15 protein-coding genes are annotated in these 13,817 nt (G+C 63.3%); 10 read left to right on the forward strand and 5 right to left on the reverse strand.

Features of this window, described 5'->3' with window-relative positions; genetic code table 11:
• Positions 1-128 precede the first annotated feature (128 nt).
• Positions 129-554: a GNAT family N-acetyltransferase gene (locus tag NKH06_RS25980; RefSeq protein WP_352868508.1), complete on the reverse strand. Its 426-nt coding sequence runs from the start codon at positions 552-554 to the stop codon at positions 129-131.
• A gap of 127 nt (positions 555-681) precedes the next feature.
• Here NKH06_RS25980 and leuD point away from each other — a divergent pair, with 127 nt between their 5' ends.
• The 6 genes from leuD to NKH06_RS26010 all read left to right on the forward strand — a co-directional run bounded on the left by leuD (position 682) and on the right by NKH06_RS26010 (position 5,106).
• Positions 682-1,287, forward strand: coding sequence for a 3-isopropylmalate dehydratase small subunit (gene leuD, locus NKH06_RS25985; RefSeq protein ID WP_127329306.1), 606 nt, complete (start codon positions 682-684; stop codon positions 1,285-1,287).
• Positions 1,288-1,371: 84 nt separating this feature from the next.
• A complete protein-coding gene (locus NKH06_RS25990; RefSeq protein ID WP_352612521.1) occupies positions 1,372-2,301 on the forward strand; it encodes an Ivy family c-type lysozyme inhibitor in 930 nt (309 codons plus the stop codon).
• 312 nt (positions 2,302-2,613) lie between these two features.
• Positions 2,614-2,997, forward strand: a complete 384-nt coding sequence (locus NKH06_RS25995) for a RidA family protein (RefSeq protein WP_352723110.1) — start codon at positions 2,614-2,616, stop codon at positions 2,995-2,997.
• A 13-nt stretch (positions 2,998-3,010) separates the two neighbouring features.
• Complete coding sequence (locus NKH06_RS26000) at positions 3,011-3,361, forward strand: VOC family protein (RefSeq protein ID WP_352555955.1); 351 nt, start codon at positions 3,011-3,013, stop codon at positions 3,359-3,361.
• 160 nt (positions 3,362-3,521) lie between these two features.
• Entirely contained in the window at positions 3,522-4,625 is a 1,104-nt protein-coding gene (gene leuB, locus NKH06_RS26005) for a 3-isopropylmalate dehydrogenase (RefSeq protein WP_352894563.1), read from the forward strand.
• 4 nt (positions 4,626-4,629) lie between these two features.
• Positions 4,630-5,106 (forward strand): GNAT family N-acetyltransferase, encoded by a 477-nt coding sequence (locus tag NKH06_RS26010; protein ID WP_352759343.1) that lies wholly within the window; start codon positions 4,630-4,632, stop codon positions 5,104-5,106.
• On the opposite strand, the gene NKH06_RS26015 is transcribed toward NKH06_RS26010, so the two are convergent.
• On the reverse strand, positions 5,103-5,765 hold the full coding sequence (locus tag NKH06_RS26015) for a DUF805 domain-containing protein (RefSeq protein ID WP_023814442.1): 663 nt from the start codon (positions 5,763-5,765) through the stop codon (positions 5,103-5,105). The genes NKH06_RS26010 and NKH06_RS26015 overlap by 4 nt on opposite strands.
• Positions 5,766-5,828: 63 nt before the next feature.
• Positions 5,829-6,539, reverse strand: coding sequence for a DUF805 domain-containing protein (locus NKH06_RS26020; protein WP_023814443.1), 711 nt, complete (start codon positions 6,537-6,539; stop codon positions 5,829-5,831).
• A 138-nt stretch (positions 6,540-6,677) separates the two neighbouring features.
• Between NKH06_RS26020 and NKH06_RS26025 the strand changes: the two genes are divergently transcribed.
• On the forward strand, positions 6,678-8,093 hold the full coding sequence (locus NKH06_RS26025; protein ID WP_031214053.1) for a glycosyltransferase: 1,416 nt from the start codon (positions 6,678-6,680) through the stop codon (positions 8,091-8,093).
• Between the two features lie 98 nt (positions 8,094-8,191).
• On the opposite strand, the gene NKH06_RS26030 is transcribed toward NKH06_RS26025, so the two are convergent.
• Positions 8,192-10,066, reverse strand: a complete 1,875-nt coding sequence (locus tag NKH06_RS26030) for a DEAD/DEAH box helicase (RefSeq protein WP_023814445.1) — start codon at positions 10,064-10,066, stop codon at positions 8,192-8,194.
• Between the two features lie 457 nt (positions 10,067-10,523).
• Here NKH06_RS26030 and NKH06_RS26035 point away from each other — a divergent pair, with 457 nt between their 5' ends.
• Positions 10,524-11,558: an aspartate-semialdehyde dehydrogenase gene (locus tag NKH06_RS26035; RefSeq protein ID WP_023814446.1), complete on the forward strand. Its 1,035-nt coding sequence runs from the start codon at positions 10,524-10,526 to the stop codon at positions 11,556-11,558.
• Positions 11,559-11,732: 174 nt separating this feature from the next.
• Here NKH06_RS26035 and NKH06_RS26040 read toward each other — a convergent pair whose 3' ends face one another.
• Positions 11,733-12,140, reverse strand: coding sequence for an ACT domain-containing protein (locus tag NKH06_RS26040; RefSeq protein ID WP_352555601.1), 408 nt, complete (start codon positions 12,138-12,140; stop codon positions 11,733-11,735).
• Between the two features lie 163 nt (positions 12,141-12,303).
• Between NKH06_RS26040 and NKH06_RS26045 the strand changes: the two genes are divergently transcribed.
• Both NKH06_RS26045 and NKH06_RS26050 read left to right on the forward strand, forming a co-directional pair.
• On the forward strand, positions 12,304-13,233 hold the full coding sequence (locus NKH06_RS26045; RefSeq protein WP_245273215.1) for a bestrophin family protein: 930 nt from the start codon (positions 12,304-12,306) through the stop codon (positions 13,231-13,233).
• Between the two features lie 109 nt (positions 13,234-13,342).
• Positions 13,343-13,744: a DoxX family protein gene (locus NKH06_RS26050; protein WP_023811332.1), complete on the forward strand. Its 402-nt coding sequence runs from the start codon at positions 13,343-13,345 to the stop codon at positions 13,742-13,744.
• Positions 13,745-13,817: the final 73 nt, after the last annotated feature.

The following is a 13,817-nucleotide window of genomic DNA, read 5'->3' on the forward strand; positions in this document are numbered from 1 at the left end:
TTCGCCAAGCCAAGGTCCGGGCGGCCGCCCGGACCTTGGCTCAATCGCTCTAATCCCACGAAATCTCTCTCGTGTAGATACAAGGGGGGTGCTGTCCCGCTAGCCGTTGCAAGTCAGGTGACCGCACGTCAGCCCTTGCGGTCGAACCAGAAGGCGTCGGCCATGCGCTTCATGCCGATACGTTCGTAGAAGCCGACGGCGTCGGGCATGGAGATCAGGCTGATGGCGACCGACGATCCAAGCTGCCGGCGCGCCTCGTCCATCAGGCCCTTGCCTATGCCGAGCCCCTGCGCGGATTGGGAAACGGCGAGTTCGGAGATGTAGCAGACCCAGGAGAAGTCGGTGATCGCCCTGATAACGCCGATCAGCGGCTTGCCCTCGACGTCGAGGCGCGCGGTCAGTACCAGGTTGGCGCCCGACAGCATCGCCCGCAGCCGTGCTTCATCATCGACCGGCCGTGTCTCGCCGAGGCCGGATTCGACCAGCACGCGACGGAATTCGGCGATGTCGAGCGCGGCTTCGCTGTTATAGAGGACGTGTGCGTTTTCTGCCATGTCCGCCAGACTGCACCATCGGGCTGGCTTGTGCCACCGTGCACGAACAGTTGCCTTTTATTTGCCGCCGGCTTTGTGTAAACCGTGCCTCAGCAATCCCCCCGCAACGAAAACACGGGCAAAAGCCATGGAAAAGTTCACCAAGCTCACCGGCGTCGCCGCTCCGATGCCGATCGTCAATGTCGACACCGACATGATCATCCCGAAGGATTACCTCAAGACGATCAAGCGCACCGGGCTCGGCACCGGCCTGTTCGCCGAAATGCGCTACAAGGATGACGGCTCGGAAAACCCGGATTTCGTGCTCAACAAGCCGGCCTACCGCAAGGCGCAGATCCTGGTTGCCGGCGACAATTTCGGCTGCGGTTCCAGCCGCGAGCACGCACCGTGGGCGCTGCTCGACTTCGGCATTCGCTGCGTCATCTCGACCTCGTTCGCCGACATTTTCTACAACAACTGCTTCAAGAATGGCATCCTGCCGATCACCGTCAGCCCCGAGGATCTCGAGAAGCTGATGGACGACGCCTCGCGCGGCTCCAATGCCACCGTGTCGGTCGACCTCGAATCCAAGGAAATCCGTGGTCCCGACGGCGGTGTCGTCACCTTCGACCTTGACGATTTCAAGCGGCACTGCCTGCTCAACGGGCTCGACGACATCGGCCTGACCATGGAGAAGGCCGGCGCCATCGCCTCGTTCGAGAAGCGCAACGCCGAACAGCGCCCCTGGGCCTGAGCGGTACACACTCCAGGCGGAGGCCCGGCCGCTTTTCAGGCCTTCGTTGCGCCGGGTTCGTTGCGACTGAGTGGAGGGACAGTCATGACACGTTTGCTTCTTGCCGGCGTTTGCGGGCTGGCCTTGTTGCTGGGGCAAACCGTGAGCGCGTTTGCGCAGACACAGGCACCCGCCAACCAGCCGGCCCCGGCGACGGACCAGCCGTCCGCCGATCAGGGGACGAACGCCGCCGACGCTGCCGATGACGACAAGCAGGCGCCCGTCCCTTTCGAAGGCGGCACGCTGACCATCACCCAGAAGGAACAGTATGGCGAGAAGGTGCTTGCCTATGACGGCCAGCAGCTGGCCACCAACTATGACGTCTTCTTTGACAGGATCGTGGAAGTCGGCGGCGTCAAGGTGGCGCTGTTCGATGTCGGCGACGGCGGCAACCAATGCGGGCCGGCGACGGTGATCGTCTGGAAACCGGAAGGTGGCACGATCCAGAGCACAATGGTCGAGCAGGACCAGTGCGGCGCCCCGCCCTCGGCGGTGTCCGACAATGCCATCTATTTCGTGCCGTATCTGTTGCCGGGGGATGAGAAACCGGCTTTGCAATGGTCGCCGACCGATGGGCTGACGATTTCGGGCAATCTGACCTACATGCCGGAACCCGGCACGGACTGGAAAGACATCGATCCGGAAAAGTACCAGAACATCATCGACGCTTTCCACAATGAGGCTGTCTACAAGGAAGCCGAAAAGCTGCTGGGCAAGGACATGCCCGATATGGCGACCAGCCTGCTGGTCGGCGGCGGCACGGAAAAGACCGCTTCGGGCGCCTTCTACGCCAGCGGCTGCGTGCCGCATGATTGCGGCGGCAATGACGGCTTCATGGCGGTCGACCCGGCCAAGCAAAGGCTCTATTTTGCGCGCCGCGGCGACAATGGCAAGCCGCAGGCGTGGCCTGATGTGGCGACATGGCCGGCCGATGTGAAGGCGGCGTTGGACAAGGCGCTGGGGTCTGCGAACTAGGCATTTCGGCGGTGAACCAAAAACTGTTTCGCCGCGATCCTTCACACCCCCCTCTGCCCTGCCGGGCATCTCCCCCGCAAGGGGGGAGATCGGCAGCTTGGCCGCTCTGCCTATCTCTGCACCGTTTGTAACTGGCGAAAGCATTCGAGACATCCGATCTCCCTCCTTGCGGGGGAGATGGCCGGCAGGCCAGAGGGGGGTGCTGTCCCGCCGACATAAAAATGCCTTTGCAGCGCCAGTCGCTCTGCGTTGACCCATGGTCAGATCTGCCCTTTCCCTGCAAAATGGCCCACCACAACTCACGAGAACCCCATGCGAAAACTCATCTCCACCGGTTCCCCCTTCGAAAAGACCGCCGGCTATTCGCGCGCCGTGGTGCAGGGCGACTGGTGTTTCGTCTCCGGAACGACCGGTTACGACTATGCGACGATGACGATGCCGGAGCCGGTGGAGGCGCAGACGCGCAATTGCCTGGCGACGATTGCCAAGGCGCTGCAGGATGGCGGTTTCGACATGGCCGACGTGGTGCGGGCGCATTACTACATCACCGACCAGGCCTTCGTGGACATCGTCTTCCCGATTCTGGGCGAGACGTTCGGCGATATCAGGCCGGCGGCGACGATGATCGTCTGCCAGCTCAACAAACCGGAAATGAAGATCGAGATCGAGGTAACGGCGCTGCGGCGCACGGCTTGAAAGGCGACCGACGATGAAAGTCCGGCGCATCGTTGCCAATATCGAGACATCGGATGCCACTGCGGCCAAGCGTTTCTATCAGGATGTCCTCGGCCTCGATGTGCTTATGGACCTTGGCTGGATCGCCACCTACGGCTCGCAAGCAAAGATGGATGTCCAGGTCAGTTTCATGGCGCAAGGCGGCTCCGAAACGCCGGTGCCGGATCTTTCGATCGAGGTCGATGATGTCGATGCGGCGCTCGGCGCCATGAAGACGGCGGGCTTCGCCATCGAATACGGACCGGCCGACGAACCGTGGGGCGTGCGCCGCTTCTATGTCCGCGATCCGTTCGGCAGGCTGGTCAACATTCTCTCGCATCGGTGAAGGCAAGGCGCTGCAATTTGCGGGAGGCTGGCGGGGCAGAGGGGGGCGCGAAGGATCGCAAACGAACGAGGTTGTTCTTGATCGCTGCGTTACTCCTTGCGCACAACCGGCTTGGCGTTTAGCAAGGCCGCGGTTCAAATCTTTCCAGGACGGTTTCTCCATGGCAACGAAGCATCTTTTCCTGCTCCCCGGTGACGGCATCGGTCCCGAGGCCATGGCCGAGGTCAAGAAACTGATCGCGGTCATGAACGACAAGCTCGGCAGCGGTTTTGCCACCGATGAGGGGCTGGTCGGCGGCTGCGCCTATGACGCGCATGGCGCGGCGATCTCCGATGCCGACATGGAAAAGGCGATGGCGGCCGACGCGGTGCTGTTCGGCGCCGTCGGCGGTCCGAAATGGGATGCGGTGCCCTACGAGGTGCGCCCTGAGGCCGGCCTGCTGCGGCTGCGCAAGGACATGGAGCTGTTTGCCAATCTGCGCCCGGCCATCTGCTACCCGGCGCTGGCGGCGTCCTCCTCGCTCAAGCAGGAGGTGGTCGAAGGCCTCGACATATTGATCGTGCGCGAGCTGACCGGCGGCGTCTATTTCGGCGAGCCCAAGCAGATCATCGATCTCGGCAACGGCCAGAAGCGCGGCATCGACACGCAGGTCTACGACACGTTCGAGATCGAGCGCATTTCGGGCGTCGCTTTCGAACTGGCACGCACGCGCAAGAACCACGTCACCTCGATGGAAAAGCGCAATGTGATGAAGTCGGGCGTGTTGTGGAACGAGGTCGTCACCCAGACCCACAAGGCACGCTATTCCGACGTCAAGCTCGACCACATGCTGGCCGATGCCGGCGGCATGCAGCTGGTGCGCTGGCCAAAACAGTTCGACGTCATTGTCACCGACAATCTGTTCGGCGACATGCTGTCCGACATCGCCGCCATGCTGACCGGCTCGATCGGCATGCTGCCGTCGGCCTCGCTCGGCGCGCCTGATGTGAAAACCAAGAAGCGCAAGGCACTCTACGAACCGGTGCACGGCTCGGCGCCCGACATTGCCGGCAAGGGCATCGCCAACCCGATCGCCATAATCGCTTCCTTCGCCATGTGCCTGCGCTATTCCTTCGGCATGGTCGATGAAGCCGACCGCGTCGAAGGCGCGATCGCCGCCGTGCTCGACGCGGGCCTGCGGACGAAAGACATCATGTCCGATGGCATGACCGAGGTCGGTACGGTTCAGATGGGCGACGCGATCATCGCCAAATTCCTGGGCTGATATCGTGACGGTCGACGTCCGCTGGGCGACGATCGAGGACGCGACGGCGCTCGCGGCCATATTGTGCGAGATGGCGGTTCACTACCGGCAGCCACCTCTCGATGCCGGCCGGGCCGTGTCTGCCGCACGAAAATGGCTTGGCGAGGAAAGCCCGGCCTATCCGCATTTCGCGCTCGCCTTCGTCGAGGGCGAGGTCAGCGGCCTGGCGTCGGTGGCGATCGCGCATCCCGGCATCGATCTTGAGCGGCTGCTGTTCCTCAAGGATTTGTTCGTGCGCGACAAAGCCCGCAACGCCGGCGTCGGCCGAGCAATGATCGGCTTTCTCGCCGATCATTGCCTGCGCGAAGGCATCGGCCGCATCGACCTGACCACCGAGGACTGGAACGAAGGCGCGCTGCGCTTCTACGACCGGCTTGGCGCCGAACGCCACGGCCAGAAGGTCTTTCTCAGACTTTCGGGTGAGGCGTTGAAAAGCGGCTAGATCCTGACGCCTGCCGGCACTGGTCCCCAAGGATTTTCGCCCACCTGGGACGGCAGAAGTCCGAAGACCAGCAAGGCAATGCTGCCAATGGGAGTGATGAAGCCCAGCAGTGCAAACCAGCCGCTCAGACCCGCGTCATGCACACGCCGCACGACGAGGGCAATCGACGGCAGGATCAATCCCGAAAAGAAAACCAGGAAGGGTATGAGCCCTATGGCCCTCATCGTCGTCCTGTCCGCATTGGTTTTGAAGCCATTGAACGCTAGGTCAACGAGTATTCCGAAGCCTAGAAGCGCCAATATCCCGAGGGTGTAGAATAGCCAGAAGGCCCAGAATTCCTTGCGGCGGGCGCGACCTTTGAAATTGCTATAGTCCGCAATTATCGCGCGCCAGAAGTAAGCCCACAGACCCATGGAATAGGCGGGCCTGCTCTCGGCCGAACGGCGTGGCTGGCCCGTGCTTGGCGATGGCGCTGTCGGGGTGACGGCGACTATATCGTGCGCCGTACCGTCATCCGGTTGAAACTCGACAAGGGTGCCCCTGGCGAGGGTCACTTCATGGCTCACATCGTCACGGGCAAAGATATAACGCTTGCTGTCGATTCCGTCGATGTAGCCGTAGTCCTGATCCTGATCGTAGTGGAATATCGTGCCACGCATGTTTCTCCCCCGCGTTGCGCAAATACTACCCAGGGTTGTTTGTGATTGCAATACACGTGGCGGCTAAATCCTGACACCCGCCGGCACCGGCCCCCACTGGTTTTCCCGGGCCTGCGTCGGGATCAGCGCGAAGACCAGGATGATCAGGCTGCCGATGGTCGGGATCAGGATCAGCAGGCTGAGCCAGCCTGACAGGCCGATGTCGTGGAGCCGGCGCACGATCATGCCGAGGCTAGGGAGCAGTGTCGCCAGCAGGAACGTGCCGCACAGCCCGACCGTTATCGCGCCCGAAATATCACTGTCGAAACCGCCCATATCCATATCGGTGTACAGGCCGATGCCGCCGATGATCAGCAGGCAAACCGTCCAGAACAGGCAGTAGCCCCAATATTCCTTGCGGCGGGCGCGGCCGGCGAAATTGAAGTAGTTCTGCGTCACGCCGCGCCAGAAATAGCCCCAGAGATCGCTGGGTTCGGCCGGCTCGGAGGAGCGGCCGAAATGCTGTGCCGGGGGCGGGGTTGCCGCGGCCTTGCTGCCGGCTTGAGTCGGTGCGGGGTTCGTGCCGGCGTCAGTGGCCGAAGTAGCGGTCTGGGCGGCAATCGAAAAGACGTCGTGAGCCTGGCCGCCGCCCGCCTGAAACTCGACGGACGCGCCCTTCCGCATGGCAGTTTCACGGCGCAGGTTTTCTCGGGTGAAGGTGTATTGGCTGCCGTCGGCGCCGGTGATGAAGCCGAAGCCCTGGACCTCGTCATAGTGAAGCACTTCGCCGCGCATTTGCCACCCCCGCTCGCCACGTCCTAGCCGAAGGTGGCACAGGGCCGTGCCGATGGGCAAGACGGCCAGCATGGCTACCCTCTTCGCGGCAAATGAAGCATAAGGCATCGAGTGCAACCGCCTTCGACAGAAGCAGACATGACAGTCGAGAGTCCTGACAGTAAAACCGTAAATGAAGATGGAGGGGAAAGAAGACCTCCCAGGCTGGCCATCGACGCCACCGGCCTGACGTTCTGGCCGTCCGGCCAGGGACTTGTCGGCATCCCACGGGTGGAAAGCTTTCTCGTCAGCGCAGCCCTGGCCGATCCCGACCCTTGCGTGGAGGTGGTGGCGTTCCGACCGTGGGAAGGCCGGTTTCGCCCCCTCGCTCCTTTCGAGCAGGACCATGTCGCGACGGGCGAGATTTCACCCTGGCGCCTCAAACGATGGCCTGGGAGACGCACGGCGATGTCGCAGGCCCTCGAAGCGGTGAGGCAGCAGCCATGGGGCAAGCGCGACGCCGACCGCCATCTCGCAAAGACGATGACCCATGGCCGCAAAGGGATTGCCTATCAGGCGACGAGGCTGCTGATCCGGGCCTATCGTCTGTACCAGCGGGCGCGGATCCGGTCGGCCCCGCGTCAGGCTCCAAGCCAACCGGACGAGACTGAACGCGGCTTTGTCTTGATCAGCCATCACATTCTGACCGGGGACGACCGAGCCGCCGTCTCCGGGCGCGCCGGTGGCCTCGCGTTTCTTTGCCACGACCTCATCCCGACACTGCGCCCCGACATGGTTGGTATGAGCCCTGGCGAGGCTCGCTACGGGTCATATCTCGAGCACCTCGTGCGTTCCGGCGCGCCGGCATTTTGTGCATCCGACGAAGTTGGTGCGACGCTGACCGATCATATGCAACAGGCAGGCGTCACGCAGCCGGTGGTATACCGGTTTCCGATGCCTTCCATCCTGTACGAGACGGCTTCGCGCATGGGCGAGACTTCGCGCATCGAGGCCGACGAGCCGTTCGTGCTCTATTGTTCGACCATCGAAGTGCGCAAGAACCACATCCTGCTGGCACGGATATGGCAGCAGGCGCTCGACGAGGGCGTCAAGCTGCCGAGGCTCGTCTGCGCCGGGCGCTGGGGCTGGATGATCGATCCGCTGCGCGCCTATCTCAAGGCCCATCCGAGACTGCTCGAGCGGGTTACGTTCACCGGAGCGATCAGCGATGAGGAACTCATCCGATATTATCGCAGCGCTTCCTTCGGCGTCTTTCCCTCGCATATCGAGGGCTGGGGCTATGGCGCCTCGGAATGTCTCGATTTCGGCGTTCCCGTCATCGTCTCGACCGCGCCGTCGCTGATCGAGGCGAGCGGCGGGCTGATGCCGGCGATCGATTCCAATGACCAGGCCGGCTGGTACGCTGCGATCCGCAGGATGGCGGAAGACCCGGACTGGCGCTCATCGCTGACGGAACGCATCGCAAAGCAGCATCGCCCGACGCCGGCATCGGCCAGCTGGGCTGCCATCAAGGCTGGCCTGCAGGCAAGCGCGTCCCTCCGGCCGAAGTCCTAGAGCAATTCTAGGAAAGGTGTGACGCGGTTTTCCGTCTAGAATTGCGTCAAAACAAAGAGTTAGAGCAGATCGCCGTTTCCGTGAAACGGTGAAATGCTCTAGGTGGGCCGCTTCTTCGCTTTCTTGTGCTTGGGCGCGCCGGTGGTGTCGAATTTCGGCTTGCCCGGCTTCTTCGCCCATGGCTTTGCCTCATGCGCGGTGGCCGGGCGCTGATCGACTGCTGCCGGTGCACGTTTTTCGAATTTGCGCTTCGGCGCGTTGGGGTCGAATGGCGCCTTGCCGCGATGCGGTTTCTTGTCGGGGCTTGGCGGCTGGTAGCCGGCGCGCGACAGATCGGGCGTGCCCTCGAGCCGCTTCACCAGGATGTTGCCTTGCAGCTTGCGATCGGGACCGATCGCGGCCAGGAAGCGGTCGGCCCAGTCGGCTGATATCTGCACGTAGGTCTCTTCCGGCTGCATCTTGATGGCGCCGATCTCGCGCTTCGAGATGCTGCCGGTGCGGCACAGCATCGGGATGAGCCAGCGCGGCTCGGCATTCTGCCGGCGCCCGATCGACAACGAGAACCAGACGCTGTCACCGAAATCGTCGCGACGGCTGGGCGCCTCGTCGCGGCGCGCGAAACCTTCGCCTGCCGGTCTTTCACGCGACGGCGTGAAGGGCGCGATCTCCATGAGGTCCTCGGGGGCCGAGCGGCTGGCGCGGCACTGGCGCACGAAGGCGGCAGCCACTTGCTCGGCGCCATGTCTTGCGAGCAGCGCGTCGATGAAACCGCGTTCGTCGTCCTTCACCGGCTCGTCGAAAACCGGATCGGCCAGGATGCGCTCGTCGTCGCGCCGCATCACGTCGTCGGCCGAGGGCGGGCTCGCCCATGTCGCCTTGAGGCCGGCGTTCTGCAACAGCCGCTCGGTGCGCTTGCGGGCACTGTTGGGCACGATCAGCGCGCTGACGCCCTTGCGCCCGGCGCGGCCGGTGCGGCCGCTGCGGTGCAGCAGCGTTTCCGGGTTGGTCGGCAGGTCGGCGTGGATGACCAGTTCGAGGTTGGGCAGGTCGATGCCGCGCGCCGCGACATCGGTGGCGATGCAGACTTTTGCGCGGCCGTCGCGCATTGCCTGCAGCGCATGGCTGCGCTCGTTCTGGCTGAGCTCGCCGGAGAGGGCGACGACGGAGAAGTTGCGGTTGTTGAAGCGCGCGGTCAGATGATTGACGGCGGCACGCGTGTTGCAGAACACCAGCGCGTTCTTAGCTTCGTAATAGCGCAGAACGTTGATGATGGCGTTTTCCCGGTCGGGCTGGGCGACGCTCAGCGCCCGGTATTCGATGTCGAGATGCTGCTTCTCCTCGCCGGCGGCCGAGATGCGCACCGCATCGCGCTGATAGCCCTGCGCGAGCGTGGCGATCGAGCGCGGCACCGTGGCCGAGAACATCAGCGTCCGGCGTTCGGCAGGAGCGGCGTCGAGGATGAATTCGAGGTCTTCGCGAAAGCCCAGATCGAGCATCTCGTCGGCCTCGTCGAGCACCACCGCCTTCAGCGCCGACATGTCGAGCGAGCGCCGGGTGATGTGGTCGCGCAGCCGGCCGGGCGTGCCGACGACGATATGGGCGCCGCGCTCCAGCACACGCCGCTCCGAGCGCATGTCCATGCCGCCGACGCAGGACGCCACGGTGGCGCCGGTCAGTTCGTAGAGCCATTCCAGCTCGCGCGTCACCTGCAAGGCGAGTTCGCGCGTCGGCGCCACCGCCAGCGCCAGCGGTGCGGCGGCGTGGCCAAAGCGCTCCGCGCCCTCAAGCAGGGTCGGCGCCAGAGCGAGGCCGAAGGCCACCGTCTTGCCGGAGCCTGTCTGCGCCGAAACCAGCGCATCGGCCTCGCCGAGTTCCGGCGCCACAACCGCCTTCTGGACGGGCGTCAGCTCGGAATAGCCGCGTTTTTCCAGCGCCCTTGCCAGCGCGGGAACGAGTGCATCGAAGTTGGACATCTTACTCTTTCGGAATTCGGATTCTTATATGCCCAGCAATGGGCCTGTCTTCGGCGGGCGTCGGGACGCTCCATGAGCCGGATGGTCATGCCGTTCGTACTTCGTGCCGCCGCGATTGTACAGGGCAACAGGACGCTCATCGCAATTGACTCTTGACGCAAACCGCGTAAAAGCCCGCTTTGAACGGGATCGTTTTTTCGATGCGCGGCCTTTTGATGGCTCTTCTTGCATTCGATGCCCCCAGCCTCAATGCACATCATTGGGCCGGGCGCGTCGGCGCGTCCCCTCGTTCCAGCAAAACCCCATTCTTGGCCAAAAAAACTACCAAAACCACCACCAAAACGGTGTGACTCCCTTGGCCTAACCACCCTCTCCCGGGTTCGGCCCGGGGGACGGAACCCGCATCGGCCAGCGGGTTTCTCCAAAAACCAAGCGGAGAGGGACAGGAGATTTTTCGATGAGTTTCAAGGTAGCGATCGTCGGCGCAACGGGCAATGTGGGCCGGGAAATGCTCAACATACTGGAAGAGCGCGGCTTTCCGGTAAGCGAAGTCGTGGCGCTGGCGTCGCGGCGCAGCCAGGGCACGGAAGTGTCGTTCGGCGACCGCACGCTGAAGGTGAAGACGCTCGACCAGTATGATTTTTCCGACACCGACATCTGCATCATGTCGGCTGGCGGCAGCGTCTCCAAGGAATGGTCGCCGAAGATCGGCAAGCAGGGCTGCGTCGTCATCGATAATTCGTCGGCCTTCCGCTACGATCAGGACGTGCCGTTGATCGTGCCGGAAGTGAACCCGGACGCGATCTCGCTGTTCACGCGCAAGAACATCATCGCCAATCCGAATTGCTCGACGGCGCAGCTGGTAGTGGCATTGAAGCCGCTGCATGACTTCGCCACCATCAAGCGTGTCGTTGTCGCCACCTACCAGTCGGTGTCGGGCGCCGGCAAGGAAGGTATGGACGAACTCTTTACCCAGACCCGCGCGGTCTTCGTCGCCGATGGCGTCGAGGTCAAGAAGTTCACCAAGCGCATCGCCTTCAACGTCATCCCGCACATCGATGTCTTCCTTGATGACGGCTCCACTAAGGAAGAGTGGAAGATGGTCGCCGAGACCAAGAAGATGCTCGACCCCAAGATCAAGCTGACGGCGACCTGCGTGCGCGTGCCGGTGTTCATCGGCCATTCGGAAGCGGTCAACATCGAGTTCGAAAAGCCGATCACCGCCGACGAGGCGCGCGATATCCTGCGCGAGGCGCCGGGCTGTCAGGTCTTGGACAAGCGCGAGGACGGCGGCTACATCACGCCGCTGGAATCGGCCGGCGAAGACGCCACCTTCATCTCGCGCATCCGCGAGGATTCGACCATCGACAACGGCCTGTCGATGTGGATCGTCTCCGACAATCTGCGCAAGGGCGCGGCGCTCAACGCAGTGCAGATCGCCGAGTTGCTGGTCGAGCGCGGCCTGATCCAGCCGAAGAAGAAGGCGGCTTAGTTTTCGCTCACGGGCCGTATCGCCGCTGCCGCGGCGGGCGCTCCGCGGGGGCGCCGGACGACCGGCGGCCCGCAGTCGCGGGCTCGGCCTTCGGCCGGGTGCTGAAGGTTAGCGAAGGCATTGATGGATGCCGATCTCCCCACGAGGGGGAGATCGGCAGCTCTGGCCGATGCGCTACGCTCTGTTCTCCCTGGCCAGCTGGTTCAACAGCCCCAGCGCTTCCTCCGCCCGGTCGACCGGCACGAACAGATGGTCGTGGTAGAAGGCCGAAACCGGGTTCACGCCCATGCCGGCGGCGGCGAGGCGCGTGGTGATGGCGGCGAGAAAGCCGACGGCTTCCAGCGACGAATGGATGTTCAGCGTGACCATCCGGCAGCGGAATGACGCGGTCAGTGCCGCAGCGATGGCCTTCTCCTCGGTTACGATCAGTGTCACGCCCTCGCGCTCACGAAAGATCATCACCGGCTCGAGGCCTTCCGGCTGAACGACGCCGGGCGCCAGCATGGCGAAGACATAGGTGCCGGCGAGCAGTTCCGGCGTCATCGATGCCAGCAGTGTCTTCAGATCGGTCTCGCCGGTCATTCGGTTTCTCTCGCTTGCAGAAATGGGCCGCAGCCCATGTGCTCTTCAATATCCGCGACCGGCGCGTGCCGATAGTCCAGGCGCTGCAAGGACGACATGGCGGTGTCGCTGGTGGCTGGGCTTGCAGAGCTGTCGCATCGCACAATAAAGGAGGTGAGGGCCGATGGCGGTCCGTGAAAGGCCTTCGATGATCGTTCGCCCGCGCCCCACATTCCTACAGCTGTTCTTCATCATGCGCGGTTCGGTCGTGCCACGTATCCTGCCGCAGATATTGGGCTTCGCGCTTTATTCCGCGATCATCCTGGCCGTGGCGCGCCGGTTCCAGCTTGATTTCAGCGTCTTCAACATCACGCCTTTCGGCCTGGTCGGCGTGACATTGTCGATCTATCTCTCGTTCCGCAACAACGCCGCCTACGACCGTTGGTGGGAGGCGCGCAAGCTGTGGGGCGCGCTGGTCTTCGAAATGCGCAACCTGGCACGCGCCACCACCAGCCTCATCCCGGACCAGACCGAACAGCGCGCCTTGCTGATGGAAGCGCTCGCCTTCTGTCATTTCCTGCGCGGGCAGTTGCGCAAGATCGACAGCATGAAGGATGCCCGCGCCTTCATCGACGCCGAGGCGGACAAGGCAGCAGCCTTTTCCAATCCGGCGGATGAGATGGTCAGGCGCATGGGCCGGCGTGCCAATGCGCAGCGCCGGGCGGGCGACGTCGACTCGATCGGCTTTCGTATCCTCGATGAGAGGCTCGCGTCGATCGCGGCCATCCAGGCCGGCTGCGAGCGGATCGCCGGTACGCCGTTACCTTTCGCCTACACGTTGCTGGTGCATCGCACGGCCTATATCGTCTGCCTGCTGCTGCCGATCGGCCTGATCTCGACCACCGGTTGGGCGACGCCGCTGTTCACGGCGCTGATCGCCTACACCTTCTTCGGCCTCGACGCGCTTTCGGAAGAGCTCGAGGATCCGTTCGGCACCGAGGCCAACGACCTCGCCCTCGACGGTCTCTGCCGCGTCTGCGAGATCTCGGTGTTCGAGGCGCTGGGCGAAACGCCGCCGAAGATGATCCCGGCGGAAAAGTTCTATTTTTCGTAGGCGAAGGCGCGCGGGTTTAAAAGAATCCGCCCCGCTGTCGGATCGCGGCCCCATGCCACGTCCTTGGGTCGACCCCTGCGAAAGGGCTCGACCATCAGGAGGGACCACCATGAGCATTTCCGAAACCGCGCCCGTCTCGCCGGGCGCTTTGTGGACCGGCCGCGTGCTCAGCGGCGTCATCGTGCTGTTCATGATCTTCGACGGCGTCATCAAGCTGCCGCCGCTCGATGTCGTCACCCAGACGATGGTGCCGCTCGGCTGGCCGGCCGATGCCAATGTCGCGCGCATGCTTGGCGTCATCTCGACCGCGCTCTACGCCTTGCCGCGCACCGCGGTGCTCGGCGCCATCCTGCTCACCGCGTATATGGGCGGCGCAATCGCCACCAATGTCCGCGTCGACAACCCGCTGTTCTCGCACATGCTGTTCGGCGTCTATCTCGGCATTATCCTGTGGGGTGGCCTGTATCTGCGCGATGCCAGGGTCCGCGCGCTGATCCCGTTCAGCCGATAGATCCGATCGAAGCATCGCTTTCAACTCGAAGCCTGGAACCCTTTGCCGGGCAATGTCTTAGGGATCGAATCGC

The organism is Mesorhizobium sp. M1342, from assembly GCF_040317955.1.
GTDB lineage: Bacteria > Pseudomonadota > Alphaproteobacteria > Rhizobiales > Rhizobiaceae > Mesorhizobium.